We start from the raw sequence: 17,261 nt of genomic DNA on the forward strand, positions 1-17,261 counted from the left end.
ATATATTTTTATCAAAATAATATAATAAATGATAATTTATAAAATAAAAATAAATACCCTATTCTTTTGAATTTACACATCAAAACATTTTCCAAATTTTAAAATTTTTAAGAATGTATTTATTATTAAGCTTTTATAATGATTGCTTGTCTGTAAGTATTATTTAAGGAGTAAAAAATAAGGTGAAAAATTTATATTGGTTTGTTTATTTTTCTAAATGGCAAGATATGCGTAATCCTTGGTTTATTATGAGTATTATAATGATAAGCCTTGTTTTAATAGCGCATTTTTTATTTCAAGAGTATCTTTATATGAGACCTTGTGAACAATGTGTTTATATAAGGTTAGATATGTTAATTATAGCTTTAGGAGGCATCATTGCGCTGATAAATCCTAAAAATACCATTATTAAAATCCTTGCCTATACTTTAGCTTTTTATGGAATTTGGCTTGGATTAGAACATTCGTTGAATTTAAATCGCATTCATGAAGCTATTAGCACGGAAAACCCTTTCAGTGGTGTTAATGGATGTCGCGATATTCCACTCTACCCTTTTAATCTGCCTTTACACGAATGGTTTCCTTCTTGGTTTAAACCCGTAGGACAATGCGGAATGGATTTTCCCATGGTTCCAAAGTCTGCTTATTTAAATGCTTTCCAAGAATTTTTTGTAGGAAAAAATGGAATTTATAATAATGGCTGGTATTTAATCCCTAGTTTGAAATTTATGAATATGGCTACTTGCTGTTTTATAGCATTTTTATGCTCTTTTATTTTACTTTTTATAATGTTTGTAAGCTATGTTTTTAGTCAAAGAAAAATTGTTTTTACTATCATTACTATAAGCTTAGTTGTAGCGCTTAAGATATTGGGTTAAAAAATACTTATTTTAAAGATTAAATTTTTTACTTGTTTATCCTTTTTAAATAGAATTACTTTTTATATCAAATTAAGGATAAACAATCATGTTTAAAAAAATGACAAAATTTTTGACAAGCTTGAGTCTTGTTTGCACTTTTGCGATGGCAGATGATTTTATCACCCTATCAGAAACTTTGCCTGATTCTAAAAATTCTGTTGTGGAGGCTTTTTCCTATAAGTGTATACATTGTTACAATCACCATAAATTTGGCACCTTAGAAAAACTTAGAGAGGCTTTTCCAAATTTGCATTTTAAACTCTATCCTGTGAGCCTTATGAATGGAGAATACGCAAATGAACTTAACGAGCTTTTTGCCTTTGCCCAATTTAAAGATGAGCAAAATGGCAAAGATGCTAGTTATAGTGATAGTTTATCACATAAACTTGCCGATGTTTATTTTGTAGTTTATTTTATAAACAAGCAGGACAATTTTTCAAGCTCGGATGAATTTTATGATATAGGCTTAAAGGCTATGAATGTCGATAAAAATGAAGTATTGAATTTTTTAAGCACCCCTAAAGCCAAAGAAATTTTAAACGAATTTAAAAGAGCAAATGATATAGCTAGGACTTATGGCACTCCTGCTTTTGTTGTAAATGGTAAATATCAAATCAATCCTAGCGCCATCAGTTCAATGCAAGCTTTAGAAGATATCGTCAAAAAACTTAGTAATATGCCATAAAATAAAACAATGCATTTTCTAACACTAGATAATGCATTGAAATTTAATATTAATTTTTCTTTTAATGCAAAAATAAAGTTCTTTAGTTATAATTAGTTCGCAATATTTTTAAAGGTTGTTTTTAATGAAAAATTTAAGTGTTCAAGAAAAAAAAGATCTTGATAATTGTGTTTTCAAAACTCTTGGTAAAAAAGAACCCTCTGCTTTAGTGCTTTTATTTAAAAAAATACTTTTAAAATTAAAGACTTTCTTTTATTCTAAATAATACCATTTAAAATCATTTTTTGTAAAAGAAATATTCTTAAAAGATGGAGCCTGTATAAATAATTTGCATTCTTTATCTAAATTTTCCATTCCATAGACTTTCATAGCCATTCTAGAATTGTGTCTTGCTAGCTCTATGGCTACGCAAGCTTGATTGTTGATTTTATAAAGAAGTGTGCCTCCTTCTTTTTCATCTATATTTAAAATGCTTAAATTTTTATTTTTGCTCATATCTTGTATATTTTTACTAAAAGCGAAACGCAATTTATAATATATCATAATATCTTGCATAGCCTTTTTAAGATCTTGCAAATTTTCATTGATAGAATATCCATTGTTTTTATACAATCTTAAAAAATCTTCATTAAGAAATTTTTGAAAGTCAGCATCCTTGCTTAATTTTTGACACTCATTATAGCTTTTAAGAATTCTTACCTGCCCTGCTTCTATCAAAAGCTCAAGGCAATTTTTATCATCTTGTAAAAATTGCACCAATTTAACTTCTTGAATTTTAAAATCTTTATTAGGCTTTTTTTCATATGCAAAATCATTGAGCTTTTCATAAACATTAGCAAGCGATAAAGAACAAAGACTAATAAGTATCGGAAATACTTTTTTCATTGAAAAAGCTCTGAATGTTGATTTTTTAAAAATTCTACCACTTCTAAAACTTCATCAACCCCTTCTTTGTTTGAATTTTCCAAGACACTGTCTATATTATCTATATAAGCTTCTATAGCACTTTCTAGCTTCTCTCTTTTAACACCTGCATATAAAAGCATAGCTTCTAAAACTATGCTTAATTCATATCTTAGATCTTCTAATTCATTTTTTAAATTTTTATTGTGTGTTTGTGGCATCTGAATTTCCTTTTTTGAGTTCTTTACTTTTTATCAAATCAACGATTTGAGCTTTGATATAGTTATAATTTGCTCCATCTTTATAAGCTGCAAAAAGCCCACCACTAGCATTTTTATGCCCTCCTCCACCTACTAGCTTTTTAGCCATCAAGCTTACATCAATCTTACCATTTGCACGAAAACTTAAGGTTTTTCTAGAGCTTACATCGATGAAAAAATCATAGTCAGGATTTTTAACTAAAAATTCATTACCCATGATAGAGGTATTGCCTATATTTGAGGTAAGAATTCCCTTATGACCCTCATATTCTATACTGAATTCTTCTTTTAACTCGCTAAGCTTTTCTACTACAAAATAAGAGATGAGATTAGAAAGAGTGTCATCATGATTTTTAGCAAAAAAATCTTTTTTAATAAAATGGATAGCATTATCTAGTAAAATATGTGAATTGGGTTGGTTTATAAATTTTCTTGCTCTTTCAAGCAAGAAAAACATATAAAAAACTTGAGCTTCTTTAAACATCACACGATTGATTTCTTTTGCATTGGCAATCAAACCCAAAAAAACTTTTCCAAGCTCAAAATTCGCATCCTCACTTAGCCAAATATCAACAGCATTTACAACCTGAGCAAAATTTAAAAGTTCTAAATCAGGCTTACAAATTTTAGAGAAAAAATCATAAGTGATTTTAGTCGCACATCTTTGATTATCCAGTAGATACCACGCGTATTTTTGAGCACACTCTTCACCGCTTTGATGATGATCTAATAAAAAGATTTTGATATTTTTTTCTTGACAAATTTTATCAAATTCTTCACACTGGTTTAAATTTAAATTCAAGTCAGTGATTAAAATAATAGCCTGCCCAAAACTATTATCTTTTTCTATATCTGCTAAAATTGCATTAAAATTTTCATTGATCTCTTTACCATAATTAGAATTATAAAAATTTACATTTTTAAAATAAAAATTGACTATATATTGACAGGCATAGCCATCAAGATCAGTATGTGAAAGATGATAAATTTTCATTGATTTCCTTAAAGTTCTATCCTAATAATACCTTCGGTATTAAAATTTGTATTTTCTGCTATTTCTGCAAAACTGAGTACAACTATATTGATATTAAAATTATAGCAAATATCAGCAATGAATTTTCTAAGTTGTGGCTCAACACAAAGTATAAAAGGCTTGATACGCCCATTTGCTACTGCGGCAACTTCAGCTCTTAAAGTGTCTACCAAAGTTCCTGTTTGCGCTACACTTAAAGGTAGATGGTAGCTACCATCTCTAAATTGCACATTTTCCATTAAAACTGCAGAACTAGCAGAGTCTAAAATGAAAATATCTAAATTTCCTTTATCGTCAAGATACATATTAGTAATCATTCTAGCCAAAGACGCCCTTACATGCTCTATAATCATATCAAAGCTTTTGCTTACTTCAGCAATATCGCTTATGGATTCTAAAATAGTCAGCATGTCTTTAATAGGTATATTGTGCTTGAGTAAATCTTTAAGAATTTTTTGAATAAGACTCACAGGAGCTACACCTAAAGCACCCTCTACTATGATTGGATAATCATTTTTAACCTTATCAAGAAGATTTTGCACCTCTTGGCGTGTAAGAAGTTCGCTTGCATGTGCTTTGATAAGCTCGCTCATATGCGTTGAGATCACACTTGCTGGATCTATAACGATATAGCCATTTAAAGTTGCTTCATCTTTTAAATTTGCATCTATCCAAAGTGCATCAGAGTTAAAAGCAGGTTCTTTTGTAGCAATCCCTTCAATCTCTTCTGTGATAAAGCCACTATCCATAGCCAAATATTTATCAGGATAAATTTCAGCACTTGCTATAGATACGCCCTTTAGTTTAAAGCTGTATTCATTAGGCTTAAGTCGTAAATTATCTCGAATTCTAATTTTTGGCATTAAAAAGCCCAAGCTTTCGGCAATACTTCTTCTCATGGAGCGAATTCTTTCGGTTAATTCGCTTTCGGCAAGTTTTATCAAACCATAACCTAGCTCAAGCTCTAAAATTTCAACCTTGAGTATATCGTTTATTTTATGCTCTTCTTCTTTTAAAATTTCTTCTTCGCTTTTTTTAGCAGGAGCAGTAACTCCGCCAGCCCCACCCACTCCACTTGCAGCATTGGCCGCACTTGCTTTTGCTTTTTTAGGTGCATTAACTTCGATTTTACCCTCTTTTACCTGTTTGGTTAGATAACCAAGTCCTAAAAATACCAAAGCCATAAAACCTAGTGATAAATGTGGCAAACCTGGAACAAGAGCAAAGATAAAAAGGACAAAACCTACGATTAAAAGCGTTCGGTATTCGCTTAAAAGCTGTGTCAATGTCCCTTCGGCAAAATTTTCCTCATCCTTACTTGCGCGGGTAATGATAATAGCTGTTGCTGTAGAAGTGATAAGTCCTGGAATTTGTGATACAAGACCATCGCCTATGGTAAGTATAGTATAGGTGGAAGCTGCATCAGATAAGGCCATATCGTGCTGAAAAGCACCTATTAAAAAGCCGCCTATAATATTTATAATGGTTATAATAATACCTGCAACCGCATCCCCTTTGATAAATTTAGAAGAACCATCCATTGCACCATAGAAATTGGCTTCAGCGATAATTTCTTGACGCCTCGCTCTTGCAGTTTGCTCATCAATAAGTCCTGCATTTAAATCCGCATCGATAGCCATTTGTTTTCCTGGCATCGCATCAAGGGTAAATCTTGCTTGTACTTCAGAGACCCTTGTACTACCTTTGGTTACAACCATAAAGTTGATCAAAACCAAAATACAAAATACAATCACCCCAATGACCATATTTCCACCCACAACAAATTCTCCAAAGGCTGCGATGATCTCACTCACTGCTGCTGGACCATTCTGCCCTTCGCTTAGAATCATTCTTGTAGTGGCTATATTTAAAGAAAGTCTAAAAAGCGTAATGATGAGGATAAGAGTTGGAAAAGTGGTTAAATCCGTTGGTTTAGGGATATAAATAGAAATTAAAATAATAAGCACTGACAAAGCAATACTTAAAGCTAAAAAAAAGTCCAAAATAGGACTTGGCAAAGGAACGATAATAATAGCTAAAATACATACTATAAATCCAACTATAGTAAGGCTTTTAGCCCTTAATACAGGACCAATTAAAGGCCCCAAAAAAGGAAAAACAAGATCGACTAATTTATTTTTTGCCATTATGATTCATAATATCCGCTAGGGTAAGGGAGTCTAAAAATTCATCTACTTTGTTTTGTAAATTTACAAGCATTGGCATAAGAGTACAATTTTCTTCTTTGTTATTAGGGCATACTCCACCACTGCATTCAAAAACACTTACTTCTTTCTTTTCTGCACTATTGACAATTTCTTTTATGCTGTATTGACTTGGCTCTTTAATAAGAGCAAAACCACCTTTAGCGCCTTTGAAGGATTTTAATAAATTGTCTTTAGCTAGAGTTTGTAAAATTTTCGCTAAAAAACTTTTAGGAATATTAAGTTCTAATGCTAAAGAATCAACATCTTGAGGATTTTCTTTATGAGCGATATAAATCAAAGAAAGTAAAGCATACTCGCTAGCTTTGGTAAATAGCACGGATTTCTCCTTTTATTTAATAAAAAAATAGTTTTAATTATAATAAAAAAACCTTAGAAAATGGCTTAAAAAATGATGATTGAAATAAAAATATAAAATTCAGCTTATTTTTTGTTTTATTTGATATAATCTTAGCTTTTAAAATCACCAATCAGGAGGTCTATCATGGCTTTGGATTCGGCTAAAAAAGCAGAAATTGTTGCGAAATTCGCTAGAAAAGCGGGCGATACTGGCTCGACAGAAGTTCAAGTAGCACTTTTAAGTGCAAGAATTGCAGAACTTACAGAACATTTAAAAATCTACAAAAAAGATTTTTCTTCAAGATTAGGACTTTTAAAACTTGTAGGTCAAAGAAAAAGACTTTTAGCTTATCTAAAAAGAAAAGATTACAATTCTTATAGTAAATTAATTACAGAATTAAATCTCAGAGATAAATAAAATTTCACAAGCCCTTTTTTTCAGGGCTTGATCTTCAAATCATTCTTTAATCTTTTAAATTACCAAAGATTTATAAAATTTCTCTTTGTCCTTTAGAGTTTGGTTCGCTGAGCACTCCGCTTTCTGTAAGCTGATCAATAATATTGGCTGCGCGGTTGTATCCGATATTAAGCTTTCTTTGCAGATAAGAAATACTTGTTTTTCCATCGCTTAGTATAACGCGTTTGGCATCTTCATAAAGTTCATCATATTCGCCATTATTCATACTTTCACTACTTGTTACGCCCATACTTTGTTGATCTTTTAAAAAGCTTTCATCGTATTCTACGCTTTGTTGATCTTTTAAAAAGTCTACGATTTTTTCTATCTCAAATTCGCTTGCAAATGGAGCATGTAAACGAACGATAGAGCTTGTTCCAGGAGGAGTAAACAAACAATCCCCTCTACCTAACAAACTTTCAGCCCCCATAGCATCTAAGATAACTTTAGAGTCAATTTTTTGCCCTACTTTATAAGAAATTCTACTTGGTAAATTGGCCTTGATAAGCCCTGTTACAACATCTACCGATGGGCGTTGTGTCGCAACGATCAAATGAATTCCACTTGCTCTTGCCATTTGCGCTAAACGACCTATATAAAATTCCACATCCTTACCTGCAGTCATCATCAAATCAGCCAGTTCATCGATAATCACAACAATAAAAGGAAGTTCTTCTTCCCCTAGCTCTTTCATCTTTTCATTATAATTTTCTATGTTTTTAGTTTTTGCTTCAGCCATTAAACGATAGCGTCTTTCCATTTCTGCAACCATATTTGAAAGAGCATTAACTGCTTTTTTTGGATCGGTGATTACTGGTGTTAAAAGATGAGGGATGTCATTATAAATACTAAATTCAAGCATTTTTGGATCTATCATCATTAAGCGTAGAGTTTTTGGAGAGTTGTGATATAAAAGGCTTAAAAGCATAGAATTTATACCCACGCTCTTTCCACTTCCTGTGGTTCCTGCAATGAGTAAATGTGGAAGTTTCTTAAGATCAGTTACAAAAGCATTTCCTACTATATCTTTACCCAAAGCTATGGTTAAAGGACTTTTTGCGTTTTTAAAGACTTCGCTTTCTAAAATTTCTCTTAAATAAATAGTTTGAATTTCATCATTTGGCACTTCTATACCCACTACATCTTTTCCAGGAATAGGCGCTTGGATACGGATTGACTTTGCCATTAAAGCCATGGTTAAATCATCTTGCAAATTTAAAATACGACTGACTTTCACATCTGCACTCGGACGAAATTCAAAAGTAGTTACAACAGGTCCTATGTAAGTGCTGATAACATCGCCCCCTATTTTAAAACGACGCAATTTTTCAAGTAAATTATAGATTTTTTTATCAATTTCACTTTCATTAATCTCTTGCTTGTTGTGACTAGGGTTTGTTAGAAACTCAAGCGGTGGAAGCTCAAAATCTTTAGGTTTTTCCATTTCGCCCTGCTCTATTTCCCTAAGTAAAGCTTTGTTAAGCTCGATTTCTTTAGCTAAAATTGCTTTTTGCCTAGTGATTTCTTGGCTTGGTTCTTGTGAAATTTGCTCCTTGCTAAAGCTATTGTCTTGCTCTGTGATTTCATCTTTCTCTTGAATTGGGATTTGTTTATTTATTTGATTATTTAAAGGCTCTAGCTCTTCAATTTTTATAATAGGAGTAGGCTCTATATAAGGATGTTCCAATTCTTCAACTATAGGTATAAAATCATGGATGCTTTTATTTATGCTTTCCATTTTTTTGATTTCAATTTCACTTTCATCAAAGTCTATAATTTCAACCTCATTTGTCTTTTCTAAGATAGAAGGAATTGGTGCATTTTGTGTTTTTATTTCTTCTTTTGCGCTTGATACTTCTTGCAAAGGTGTACCAAAATTGTATTTACTTCCTTGTATGATATGATTTAAATTGGGCTCTAAACTATCCTTTTTTTCTAATTCTTTAATTTCTTCTTGAACTTTATTTTCTAAAATTTCATTTTGATAAGCTTTGTATTCTTGTTCTAATTTTGCCTCTTTCATTAAATTTTCTCTAAGCTCTAATTCTTTAGTAAAAATTTTTGGTTTTATTTCTTGCTTAGGTATAGAAATTTCAATATTTTTTCTTTTATAGCTTGGCTCATCTAAATTTTTATTGCTTGTGTCAATTTGTTTAATATCCTCAAGCTTTTTAGGTTTTAAAAATCGTTCTGGGATCATATCTACCTCTTCTTCTGAAATAAAATTAAAATCTTCATCAAGTTTTATACTCATTCTACTCGCTTTTTGGGCAAAATTTCTTACTTGTTGCGAGTTTTCATAAATGAAACTTTTAGCTTCTTTTATGCTTTCTTTATCTATCTCTACTTTTTCGTCTAAAATTTGGTTTTTGAGTTTTTCAAAGTTCTCTTTTGCGGTGATTATGGAATTTTTGCTTGCGTTTATATTGTTATATTTAACAAGCTCTTCTGTTGGATTTAAGTTTAAATTTTCCTTCTCATGTTGAATTTTTTCTTGAACGAAAGCTGTATTCTTTTCTAAAGTAACAATAGGTGCTTTAGGCTCTATCTTGCTTAAATCATCTTTTTCATTTTCTCCACCAAAAACTCTCATTAATAATACTTTTAAAGCATTTTCTATTTTGAGTAAAATATTAAAATTGATTTCAATTTTAAAAAGCTCTTTTGTAGTTTTTGGAAACAATAAAATAAAAGAAAAAAACAAAAGTAAAAGAGCGAAAATTCCGCTCCCAGTATGCCCCAAAATAGTAGAAAAAATCGCATAAGCAAGCTCTAGTATATAGCCTGAATTAGGATAAAAAACTGCAAATAAAAGCAAACTCGAGAAAAAGGCAAATCCTATACCAAAAAGCTCTCTTCTTGTAAAATTAGCTAATTTGTAATTTCTTTTATAATAAACATAATTTAAAATAAATAAGAAAAAAGGATAATAATACGCAAATTCTCCAAACAAAAACAAATTTGCCTTATAAAGCCAAACTCCCATATCTGGAGCTAGCATACAAAGACACAGATAAAAGATACCAAAAGTAGAACTTGTAAAGATGGCTTCTTTTTTGATGATTTTTCCTTGAAAATAATTTTTTAAGAAGCCATTATAGCATAGTTTTTTTACATATAATTTAATAAGCTAAGTTGCGCTATCGTCGTGCTAGCTTTTAAAGAAGCTTGATAAGCAAGCTGTGTTTGCATTAAATTCATCATCGCCTCACCATAATCAACATCAATCACATTTGATTTTATACTTTGGACATTAACGCTTAAAAAGGATGTGCGTGTATTAACACCTTCGATAGTATTATGATATGCTCCCATAGTTGTATTAAGCTTGCTAACATGATCTGCTAAATGATCAAGTCTTTCTAAAGCTCCTTGCATACCTGTATTTCTAGGGTTTTCACTTTCGGAGTCTGCTCTCATATTGCCTTTTAAAACAGCATCAATCATTGAATCTAAATCTTTAATAATATCCACATTTGGTTCATCTATAGTTAAAGAATTATTCGCGCTAAAACTAAAATTTGGACCATTTTGTACAGTAGAAGTTGTGGTAAAAGGAGGTGCTGGAAATTGGCCACTTTGAGAATCACTAAGAGAAATTTCTATATTGGTTCCTGATGAAAGTTTATCAGTAACACTAATACGACCTTTATAATCCATACTTACATCAACAGTAGCTTGTGAATCTTTCATGAGTTGTTGTATTTGGGTATAATTTGCATTATTAATTTGACCATTATTGGCTTGTATGGTTGTTGTAGGAATTTTATCTGCAGCAAACATACCTATAATATCATTAATTTGACCATAAGTAATATCATTTGATCCTGTAACAACCCCACTATTTCCAGTTGCAGGATTAGTATGCATAATAGGAAAGCTTATGGTTTGACCTGGATTATTAGGATCAGGATAGCTTACAGTTGAAGTTTGTAAATTTATAGTAACATCGTAAGAATTTCCACCTTTGGAATTGACTTTTAAATTTAAAGTAGTACCATTTAGGCTATCTCCTGCCATTACCTCGCTAAGTTTGGTTGAATCAGTGGCATAAGCATTGCTTCCTTTGATAACTTGAGAAACATTACCATAAACAGTATTGCCATTTTTTTCAAAATACACATTATCGTAATCAGCTCCATTAGCAGCATTTCCATCTGTATCTGTCATTTTACTTTTGATAAAATCAGTTTGTTTTAAATCAATTTCAAAGTTTTGTCCGTTAATTTGAATGGTTACAGGATTATTTAAATTTGTAATATCTCCATTATTGGGATTTCCTAGTGCAGCAGTCATAACCCTGTTTGTAACATCTTCCATTGTAATGCCTTCATCCTGTGCTGCTTGGATAATATCATTTAATTCAGTTTTATCATCAGCTTGTGGTGTGAAAGCTACAGCATGAAAATCGAGTTTATTATTACCTTGCTTTAGATCTGTAATTTGAATTTGACCACTATCATTCATACTTACTTCTACTACTTTATTATTTGGAGTATTACCATAAAGAGCTCCAATATTTTCCATTACATCTTCTAAAGTATCTTCGGGTTTGACGAGTACAGCACTTTTAAAACTTGTTCCATCAGGCTTGGTTCCTTGAACATAAAAAGTTGTTGGAGGAAAATCTAGTTTGCTATCATCATACTCAAAGTCTTTGTCAGCATCTAAGCTATTATCTTTTACATAACTTTGTCCGATAAGTTGTTGCCATTTAGAATCTCCTGTGAGATATTTAGTTTTATCAGGGTCTTTATTTAAATCCCAACGATTATCTGTAAAACTAACATTAGTGCTTATTTGTTTTTTATAGTCTCCATCTGCTTTAAAAAATAAATCCCATCCAGGGATATTGTAAGGACTTTCGGTACCTGCACCGGTTACTACATTGATATTATTTTTATCTCCATAATAATTTCCATTAGAATCAAATGGTTTATTGGCTACTTGTGAACCCGCAAAAAGATACTGACCATTAACACTGGTATTTGCAAGCTGAACTATGCTTTCTTTAATGCGTTCTAGTTCTTTTGCTATAGCTTCTCTTGAGGTTTGAGAATTGCTATCGCTTGCAGCTTGGGTTACTTTAACTTTAAAATCTTCAAGAAGTTTAACCATATCTTGTAAAGCTTTCATACTATTTTGAGTCATTTCTTTAGCTGAGTTTGTAGCTTGTTTAACTTGCTCTAAAGTTTTGAGTTCATATTCAAGGCGAGTATTATCTATATAAACACTTGCATCTTCATAAGAATTTTGGATTTTAATCCCTGATGAAAGTTGCTGCGAAATCTGATACAAAGAGCTTTGAGCGCCCATAGAAGTGCTTATAGAATTTGTAAAGTTGAGTTTATTTGTAATTCTCATATTCATCCTTGGAGTTTTGATTTAAATAAATCTTTTCAAACATTGCTTTGTAAATACAAGCAATAATTGTTCCAATTTTATTTTTACAATATCGGCATCAATAAAAATTTAATAATATTTTATCCTTAAAAAATTTTGATATTTTTCATACAAAACTCCATTTAAGCAAATAAAAAATAAATTTTAAAATATTTTATATATTTTTAAAGTCTTTTTTAGTCTAAAATAGATATAATTACACCTTACAAAGCCTGAGTGGTGAAACTGGTAGACGCGCCAGACTCAAAATCTGGTAAGGGCAACCTTGTGTCGGTTCGAGTCCGACCTCAGGCACCATTCCGCTTGAATTTAACTAACTTCAAAGATTTTATTATAAAAATATTTATCATTTGTATTTTTATTGTTTCCATTTGTTTTGAAAAATTCATTTAATATTAGTTTTTCCCAGTTAAAGCATTTATTATAATATATGAAGAATATTTTTATGCAAGCAAATATGCTTTAAATTATGTTAAACATTTAATTATAAATTATTTAAAAACAATAAGCTCACTCTCTTAAAATAAGATAAAAATAGCCCTATATTCTTAAATAAGATTAAAAATGTATTATTAAACTTAAATTAAACTAAAATTTGATATAGTTCGCGCAATAGAGAAAGTTTAAATAAAAAATTAAAAAGTCATATTTATTTAAACTGAAATATTTGTATTATTTTTCATAAAAAAATTATGATACAAATAAAAATCTATTACCAATAACTAAAAAAAAAGGGGGGGGGTATGGAAGCAAAAGGAATAGCGATATTTCCTGCAAATGTTGCATTTAATAAAAAAAACAAATGCTTTTTTTACTGAATTGGAAGATCAGTTTTTAAAAGGAGAAGTCGGCAAAAGTAGCATAAAATTAGACTTCGAATACTATATTTTATATTCTCAATTTTTACAAATAGATAGAGAATCCTTAATTTCTGGAAGAAACTATGAACTTGTGTTTTGCTTTTTACTTTATTATAGAGCTTTATTAAATAAAAACAATACTCAAAAAATCGTAGCAAAAATAATCAATGCTATACGCTGTCAAGAAAGATTACCAGAGAAAATACATTATAAAGAAAAAATAATTTACATGGATAATCACCATAGAGATCTTTCTCAAATATTAAGCTCGTGTGTTGTGGAATTTTATAATTCAATTGATCTATACAATACCTTCAGAAAAAATATAGGATTTGAAAATAGAAAAAAATAGCGATAGAAATGCTAAATCGCGCATCAGAGCACTATGGTTTTTTTGGATTAAATAGAGGAGGAATAACATATAAAGAAGTAAAAAATCTCTTGCGCCCCCATACCAGTTTTAAATGAATTTCATCATGCCATGTCGCATTTATGCGAAGTATTTTTAAAAGATGATGCACGATATACCAATCTAGAAAGAGCAATCCCTCACTTTAAACGCGGAATGATGGATATATATAAAACAATCATCAGAGATTTTCTTATATTAAACCAAGATGCTTTAGGAGTCAAACAAGAAGCTCTAAAAATAAGAGAATTAGAATATCAAACCATAGCAAAACCCAAAAAAGTAACAAAAAATCCTACCTCAAACCTAATCAGCAAAAAAGAAGAAAAAGTTATCCCAGGATATAAAGAATTATGTGAAAGAATTGTCAGACAAAGTAAAAATACAAACTAAAAGCGATATGAATTAAGCTTTAGTATGCAGTTTTGGCTTATTGACTTGCTATTTTGTATACTTAAAGCTATCTTTGATATTTAATTTCAAATTTTAACAATTAAAAAATTAAAAATTTTATAAGATTTAATTATTATCAATGCAAAGGTAAAACAAAATAAAAATTTTTAGGCCAAATCTCAAATTTTAATTCTCCTTTATGAGTATTAATGATTTCTTTAGAAAGTGATAAGCCCAACCCATTGCCTTTAAGTTTAGTTGTCTTAAAAGCTTCAAAAACTGCATTTTCATCTTTGATTTCACAACCATTATCATAAACTCTAATGTATAAATTTTGCTCATCACAGCTTGCTTGAATTTTGATTTTAGGATTTTCACACTCGCTTTCTTCAATCGCATCTATGGCATTATAAATTAAATTTTGCAAAACCAAAGACAAAAGTGCTTTATCTCCATAAATTTTCATATCTAAAAACTTAATTTCAAAATCAATTTGAGATGAGTAGTTGTAAGAATTTATGGCACTTTCGCACTCTTCTGTTAATTCTAAAAGATTAAACTCATTTGCATTGATGTGTACACCTTTAGTAAAAAGTAAAGTAGAATTTACGATACGCTCTACCCTAGCAATAGCCTTTTGAATTTCAAGTACGATATGTTTGTTTTTAAGTTCGCTACGAGAAAAAAGTGTAGAAGCAAGCAAGGATATAGATCCTATAGGATTTCTTATCTCATGTGCTAAATGCGCCGCCACACTTCCCATACTAGCAAGTCTTTCATTACGCTTTTCATCGCTAATATCCGTAGCTGAAACTATGGTTTTTTCATTATGAGCGATAATTTTAACCGCATAAAATCTATTCTCAAATTCAAGCTCATCACGATTTTTTTCAAGACTGATAATATCAAGCAATTTAGGTTTTTTCAAGGCTTCTTGATTTTGCAAAATAATATTTTTTTCTTTATCTAAAATCCAAAGCGCACTAGGCAAAACCTCGATAATCTCATCTACCATAGCACGCAAAGAATTGTAATTTTCATTTAAAATTTTATATTCATTTTCTACGATATAAGTTTGCTCTATAAGGCTTTGTAAGCCTTTTTGTAAGGTTTCTTTTTCACTTGAATCAAGACTTTTTAAAATATTTTCATTCATTTATCTTCCTCTAATAAAATTTTAAAATCATTTAAATCTAGCAAAAGTAAATCTTGCTTGCAAATTTTATAAAATTCTTTACTAAAACCATTTTTTGAAATGATAATATAATTATTTGGTTCTAACTTTAAAGATTTTGCTTTTGATTCTAAAAGATTTAAAATATTTCTACAAATTTTTTTATTTTTAAATTTAACTTCACCGATAAAACTTATCTCATCATCCTTATAATAAAGATCAAGTTCTAAATTTTTATCCCAATAACTTTGCACCCCACTCACTTGAAATTTTTTCTCAAGTAATTCCCTAGAGAGCTGTTCAAAACAAAAACTTTGATAAAGCTCAAATTTCTCTTTAATCAATCCCAAAACTTCTTCATAATGATTTTGTAAAATCAACTTTTCATTGGGCTTTAAAAAATAAAAAAAGAAACGGGTGAAGTGATTGGCAAAGATAATTTTATCTTGTATCACATAAGATCTCAATTCTTTTTTAAGTTTTTGTCGTTTATCTTTTATCCTTTTTGCTTCTTTGCTATGCTCAAGTTTTATAATCCCCGCTCTTAAAAGATATTTTAAAGTTGATAAAGCTTTAAAATGCTGAATTTTTCTATTGATAGAAAAACGCTTACGATTGTTTTTAGCCAGTAAGCTAAGAGCATAAGAAGCGGTTTCATCAAGCTTAAAATAATCTTTAATATGTAAGTAATTTTTCAATAAAAGATATTCTATATTCTCAAACACATCTTCTTCAAAATTTAAACTATCTAAACTCTCAAAACCCTCAAAAACACTATAAAAATCAAAAATTTTAGCTAAAGCTGAAGTATTGCAAAATTTTGCAAAGTGATTAAAATTTATATTTTTCCTTTTTAAAAGTATTTTTATAGTATAATTTTAGCAAATTTTTAAAGGATTGTGCTTGCAAATTTCAGATTTAAAAAAAGAAATAATTTTAAAAAAAGGCACCTTGCATTTTGACTTTACAGCTAGTGCTTTAGCGCTAAAATGCGTGGAAAAAGAAATTGCTAAAATACTACCAAGCTATGCCAATACTCATTCTGATAGCTCTTTAAACTCTTTTAAAACTCAACAAATTTATGAACAAGCACGCAAAGATATCAAAACAAGCCTTGATTTAAGCGATGAATTTGCACTTATTGCTTGTGGATCAGGCTCTAGCAGCGCCATTAAAAAATTTCAAGAATTGCTTGGAATTTACATCCCGCCACTTATCAAAGAAAAGTATTTTGATAAAGTGGATAAAAACACCCTACCCTTAGTTATCGTAGGGCCTTACGAACATCATTCTAACGAGCTTTCTTTTCGCGAAGGTTTGTGTGAATGCATAAGAATTCCCCTAGATAAAAAAGGAAATATAGACTTTGAAATCTTAGAAAAAGTTTTAAAAGAAAATCAACACAGAAAAATCATTGCTAGTTTTTCCCTCGCTTCAAATGTTACAGGTATATTAAGTGATTATAAACGCATTTCTAAGTTAGTGCGTAAATTTAAAGGCATAGTCGCTTTTGATGCGTCAAGCTTTATCCCTTATAAAAATATAGCCTGCAAGTATTATGATGCTTTATTTATAAGCTCTCATAAATTAATCGGCGGCATAGGAGGTTCTGGTCTTTTAGCAATTAAAAAAGAACTTTGCGGAAGTAAACCTAGTTTTGCCGCAGGAGGGACTGTAGGCTATGTTTCGCGTACCTCTCAATGCTATCTTTGCAATGAAGAGGCTTTAGAAGAAGGAGGGACTCCTGGAATTTTACAACTCATTCGTGCGAGCTTAGCTTTTAAAATAAAGGATGAAATAGGCATAGAAGAAATAGAAAAAAAAGAAGAAATTTTAAAAGAATACTTCTTTGAAAAACTAAAAATAATACCTCATTTAATCCTATATGCTAATAATATAAAAACTCGCTTACCTATCTTTGCTTTTAATATTAAAAATATTTCTCCTTTTGACTTAGCCTATGAACTGAGTAAAAAATACCACATAGAAACACGTGCGGGATGTGCTTGCGCTGGTCCTTATGGGCATGATTTATTGGGCTTAAAGGACAATGAGGAATTAAAAACTAAACCGGGTTGGCTAAGAATTAGTTTGCATTATACTCATGAAAAAGAAGATATTGATTATTTCTTTGAAGCACTGCAAAAAAGTATCGCTAAATTAAAATTTTAAAGATGGCGCAGCGGACGGGGCTCGAACC

General features: G+C 30.4%; 16 protein-coding genes and 1 tRNA gene. 8 read left to right on the plus strand and 9 right to left on the minus strand.

Annotated features, from left to right (window positions below; genetic code table 11):
- Window positions 1-182 precede the first annotated feature (182 nt).
- From dsbI to CCO88_RS10610, 3 genes are all read left to right on the plus strand, one after another.
- Entirely contained in the window at window positions 183-878 is a 696-nt protein-coding gene (dsbI, locus tag CCO88_RS04125) for a protein-disulfide oxidoreductase DsbI (RefSeq protein ID WP_002804921.1), read from the plus strand.
- Between the two features lie 88 nt (window positions 879-966).
- Complete coding sequence (locus CCO88_RS04130; protein WP_002818852.1) at window positions 967-1,605, plus strand: thiol:disulfide interchange protein DsbA/DsbL; 639 nt, start codon at window positions 967-969, stop codon at window positions 1,603-1,605.
- A 124-nt stretch (window positions 1,606-1,729) separates the two neighbouring features.
- Window positions 1,730-1,870, plus strand: coding sequence for a hypothetical protein (locus CCO88_RS10610; protein ID WP_002781373.1), 141 nt, complete (start codon window positions 1,730-1,732; stop codon window positions 1,868-1,870).
- Here CCO88_RS10610 and CCO88_RS04135 read toward each other — a convergent pair.
- The 5 genes from CCO88_RS04135 to CCO88_RS04155 are packed head-to-tail and all read right to left on the minus strand — an operon-like array spanning window position 1,858 to window position 6,345.
- A complete protein-coding gene (locus CCO88_RS04135) occupies window positions 1,858-2,490 on the minus strand; it encodes a hypothetical protein (RefSeq protein ID WP_002785430.1) in 633 nt (210 codons plus the stop codon). The two genes, CCO88_RS10610 and CCO88_RS04135, sit on opposite strands and share 13 nt — an antisense overlap.
- Entirely contained in the window at window positions 2,487-2,729 is a 243-nt protein-coding gene (locus CCO88_RS04140; RefSeq protein ID WP_002776930.1) for a hypothetical protein, read from the minus strand. Before CCO88_RS04140 ends, CCO88_RS04135 begins: the two co-directional genes overlap by 4 nt.
- Complete coding sequence (locus tag CCO88_RS04145; RefSeq protein WP_002839541.1) at window positions 2,710-3,762, minus strand: DHH family phosphoesterase; 1,053 nt, start codon at window positions 3,760-3,762, stop codon at window positions 2,710-2,712. Before CCO88_RS04145 ends, CCO88_RS04140 begins: the two co-directional genes overlap by 20 nt.
- Before the next feature lie 8 nt (window positions 3,763-3,770).
- Entirely contained in the window at window positions 3,771-5,948 is a 2,178-nt protein-coding gene (gene flhA / locus CCO88_RS04150) for a flagellar biosynthesis protein FlhA (RefSeq protein WP_002839543.1), read from the minus strand.
- Window positions 5,935-6,345 carry an Rrf2 family transcriptional regulator gene (locus CCO88_RS04155; RefSeq protein ID WP_002776925.1) on the minus strand — a complete coding sequence of 137 codons (411 nt, stop codon included), beginning with the start codon at window positions 6,343-6,345 and terminating at the stop codon, window positions 5,935-5,937. The genes flhA and CCO88_RS04155 overlap by 14 nt, the downstream gene beginning before the upstream one ends.
- A 165-nt stretch (window positions 6,346-6,510) precedes the next feature.
- Here CCO88_RS04155 and rpsO point away from each other — a divergent pair, with 165 nt between their 5' ends.
- Complete coding sequence (gene rpsO, locus CCO88_RS04160) at window positions 6,511-6,783, plus strand: 30S ribosomal protein S15 (RefSeq protein WP_002781371.1); 273 nt, start codon at window positions 6,511-6,513, stop codon at window positions 6,781-6,783.
- A gap of 70 nt (window positions 6,784-6,853) precedes the next feature.
- Here the strand turns inward: rpsO and CCO88_RS04165 are convergent, their stop codons facing one another.
- On the minus strand, window positions 6,854-9,823 hold the full coding sequence (locus CCO88_RS04165) for a DNA translocase FtsK (protein WP_002823785.1): 2,970 nt from the start codon (window positions 9,821-9,823) through the stop codon (window positions 6,854-6,856).
- A gap of 110 nt (window positions 9,824-9,933) precedes the next feature.
- Window positions 9,934-12,186, minus strand: coding sequence for a flagellar hook-associated protein FlgL (flgL, locus tag CCO88_RS04170; RefSeq protein ID WP_002823784.1), 2,253 nt, complete (start codon window positions 12,184-12,186; stop codon window positions 9,934-9,936).
- Window positions 12,187-12,435: 249 nt separating this feature from the next.
- On the opposite strand from flgL, the gene CCO88_RS04175 reads away from it, so the two are divergent.
- The 3 genes from CCO88_RS04175 (at window position 12,436) to CCO88_RS10920 (ending at window position 13,887) form a co-directional block, all read left to right on the plus strand.
- A tRNA-Leu gene (locus CCO88_RS04175) sits at window positions 12,436-12,522 on the plus strand.
- 480 nt (window positions 12,523-13,002) lie between these two features.
- Complete coding sequence (locus CCO88_RS10615; protein WP_002839545.1) at window positions 13,003-13,437, plus strand: hypothetical protein; 435 nt, start codon at window positions 13,003-13,005, stop codon at window positions 13,435-13,437.
- A gap of 129 nt (window positions 13,438-13,566) precedes the next feature.
- The gene (locus CCO88_RS10920) at window positions 13,567-13,887 is read left to right on the plus strand and encodes a hypothetical protein (protein ID WP_002839547.1); all 321 of its coding nucleotides are present in this window, start codon (window positions 13,567-13,569) and stop codon (window positions 13,885-13,887) included.
- 136 nt (window positions 13,888-14,023) lie between these two features.
- Here CCO88_RS10920 and CCO88_RS04195 read toward each other — a convergent pair whose 3' ends face one another.
- Window positions 14,024-15,043, minus strand: a complete 1,020-nt coding sequence (locus CCO88_RS04195; RefSeq protein ID WP_002784756.1) for a fla regulon two-component system sensor histidine kinase FlgS — start codon at window positions 15,041-15,043, stop codon at window positions 14,024-14,026.
- Window positions 15,040-15,924: a DUF234 domain-containing protein gene (locus CCO88_RS04200; protein WP_025443318.1), complete on the minus strand. Its 885-nt coding sequence runs from the start codon at window positions 15,922-15,924 to the stop codon at window positions 15,040-15,042. Before CCO88_RS04200 ends, CCO88_RS04195 begins: the two co-directional genes overlap by 4 nt.
- A gap of 34 nt (window positions 15,925-15,958) precedes the next feature.
- Here CCO88_RS04200 and CCO88_RS04205 point away from each other — a divergent pair, with 34 nt between their 5' ends.
- Window positions 15,959-17,233 (plus strand): aminotransferase class V-fold PLP-dependent enzyme, encoded by a 1,275-nt coding sequence (locus CCO88_RS04205; RefSeq protein ID WP_072213556.1) that lies wholly within the window; start codon window positions 15,959-15,961, stop codon window positions 17,231-17,233.
- The last annotated feature ends 28 nt before the right edge of the window (window positions 17,234-17,261 follow it).

Origin of the sequence: Campylobacter coli LMG 9860 (assembly GCF_000254135.1) — a bacterium.
In the GTDB taxonomy this organism is placed as follows: domain Bacteria; phylum Campylobacterota; class Campylobacteria; order Campylobacterales; family Campylobacteraceae; genus Campylobacter_D; species Campylobacter_D coli.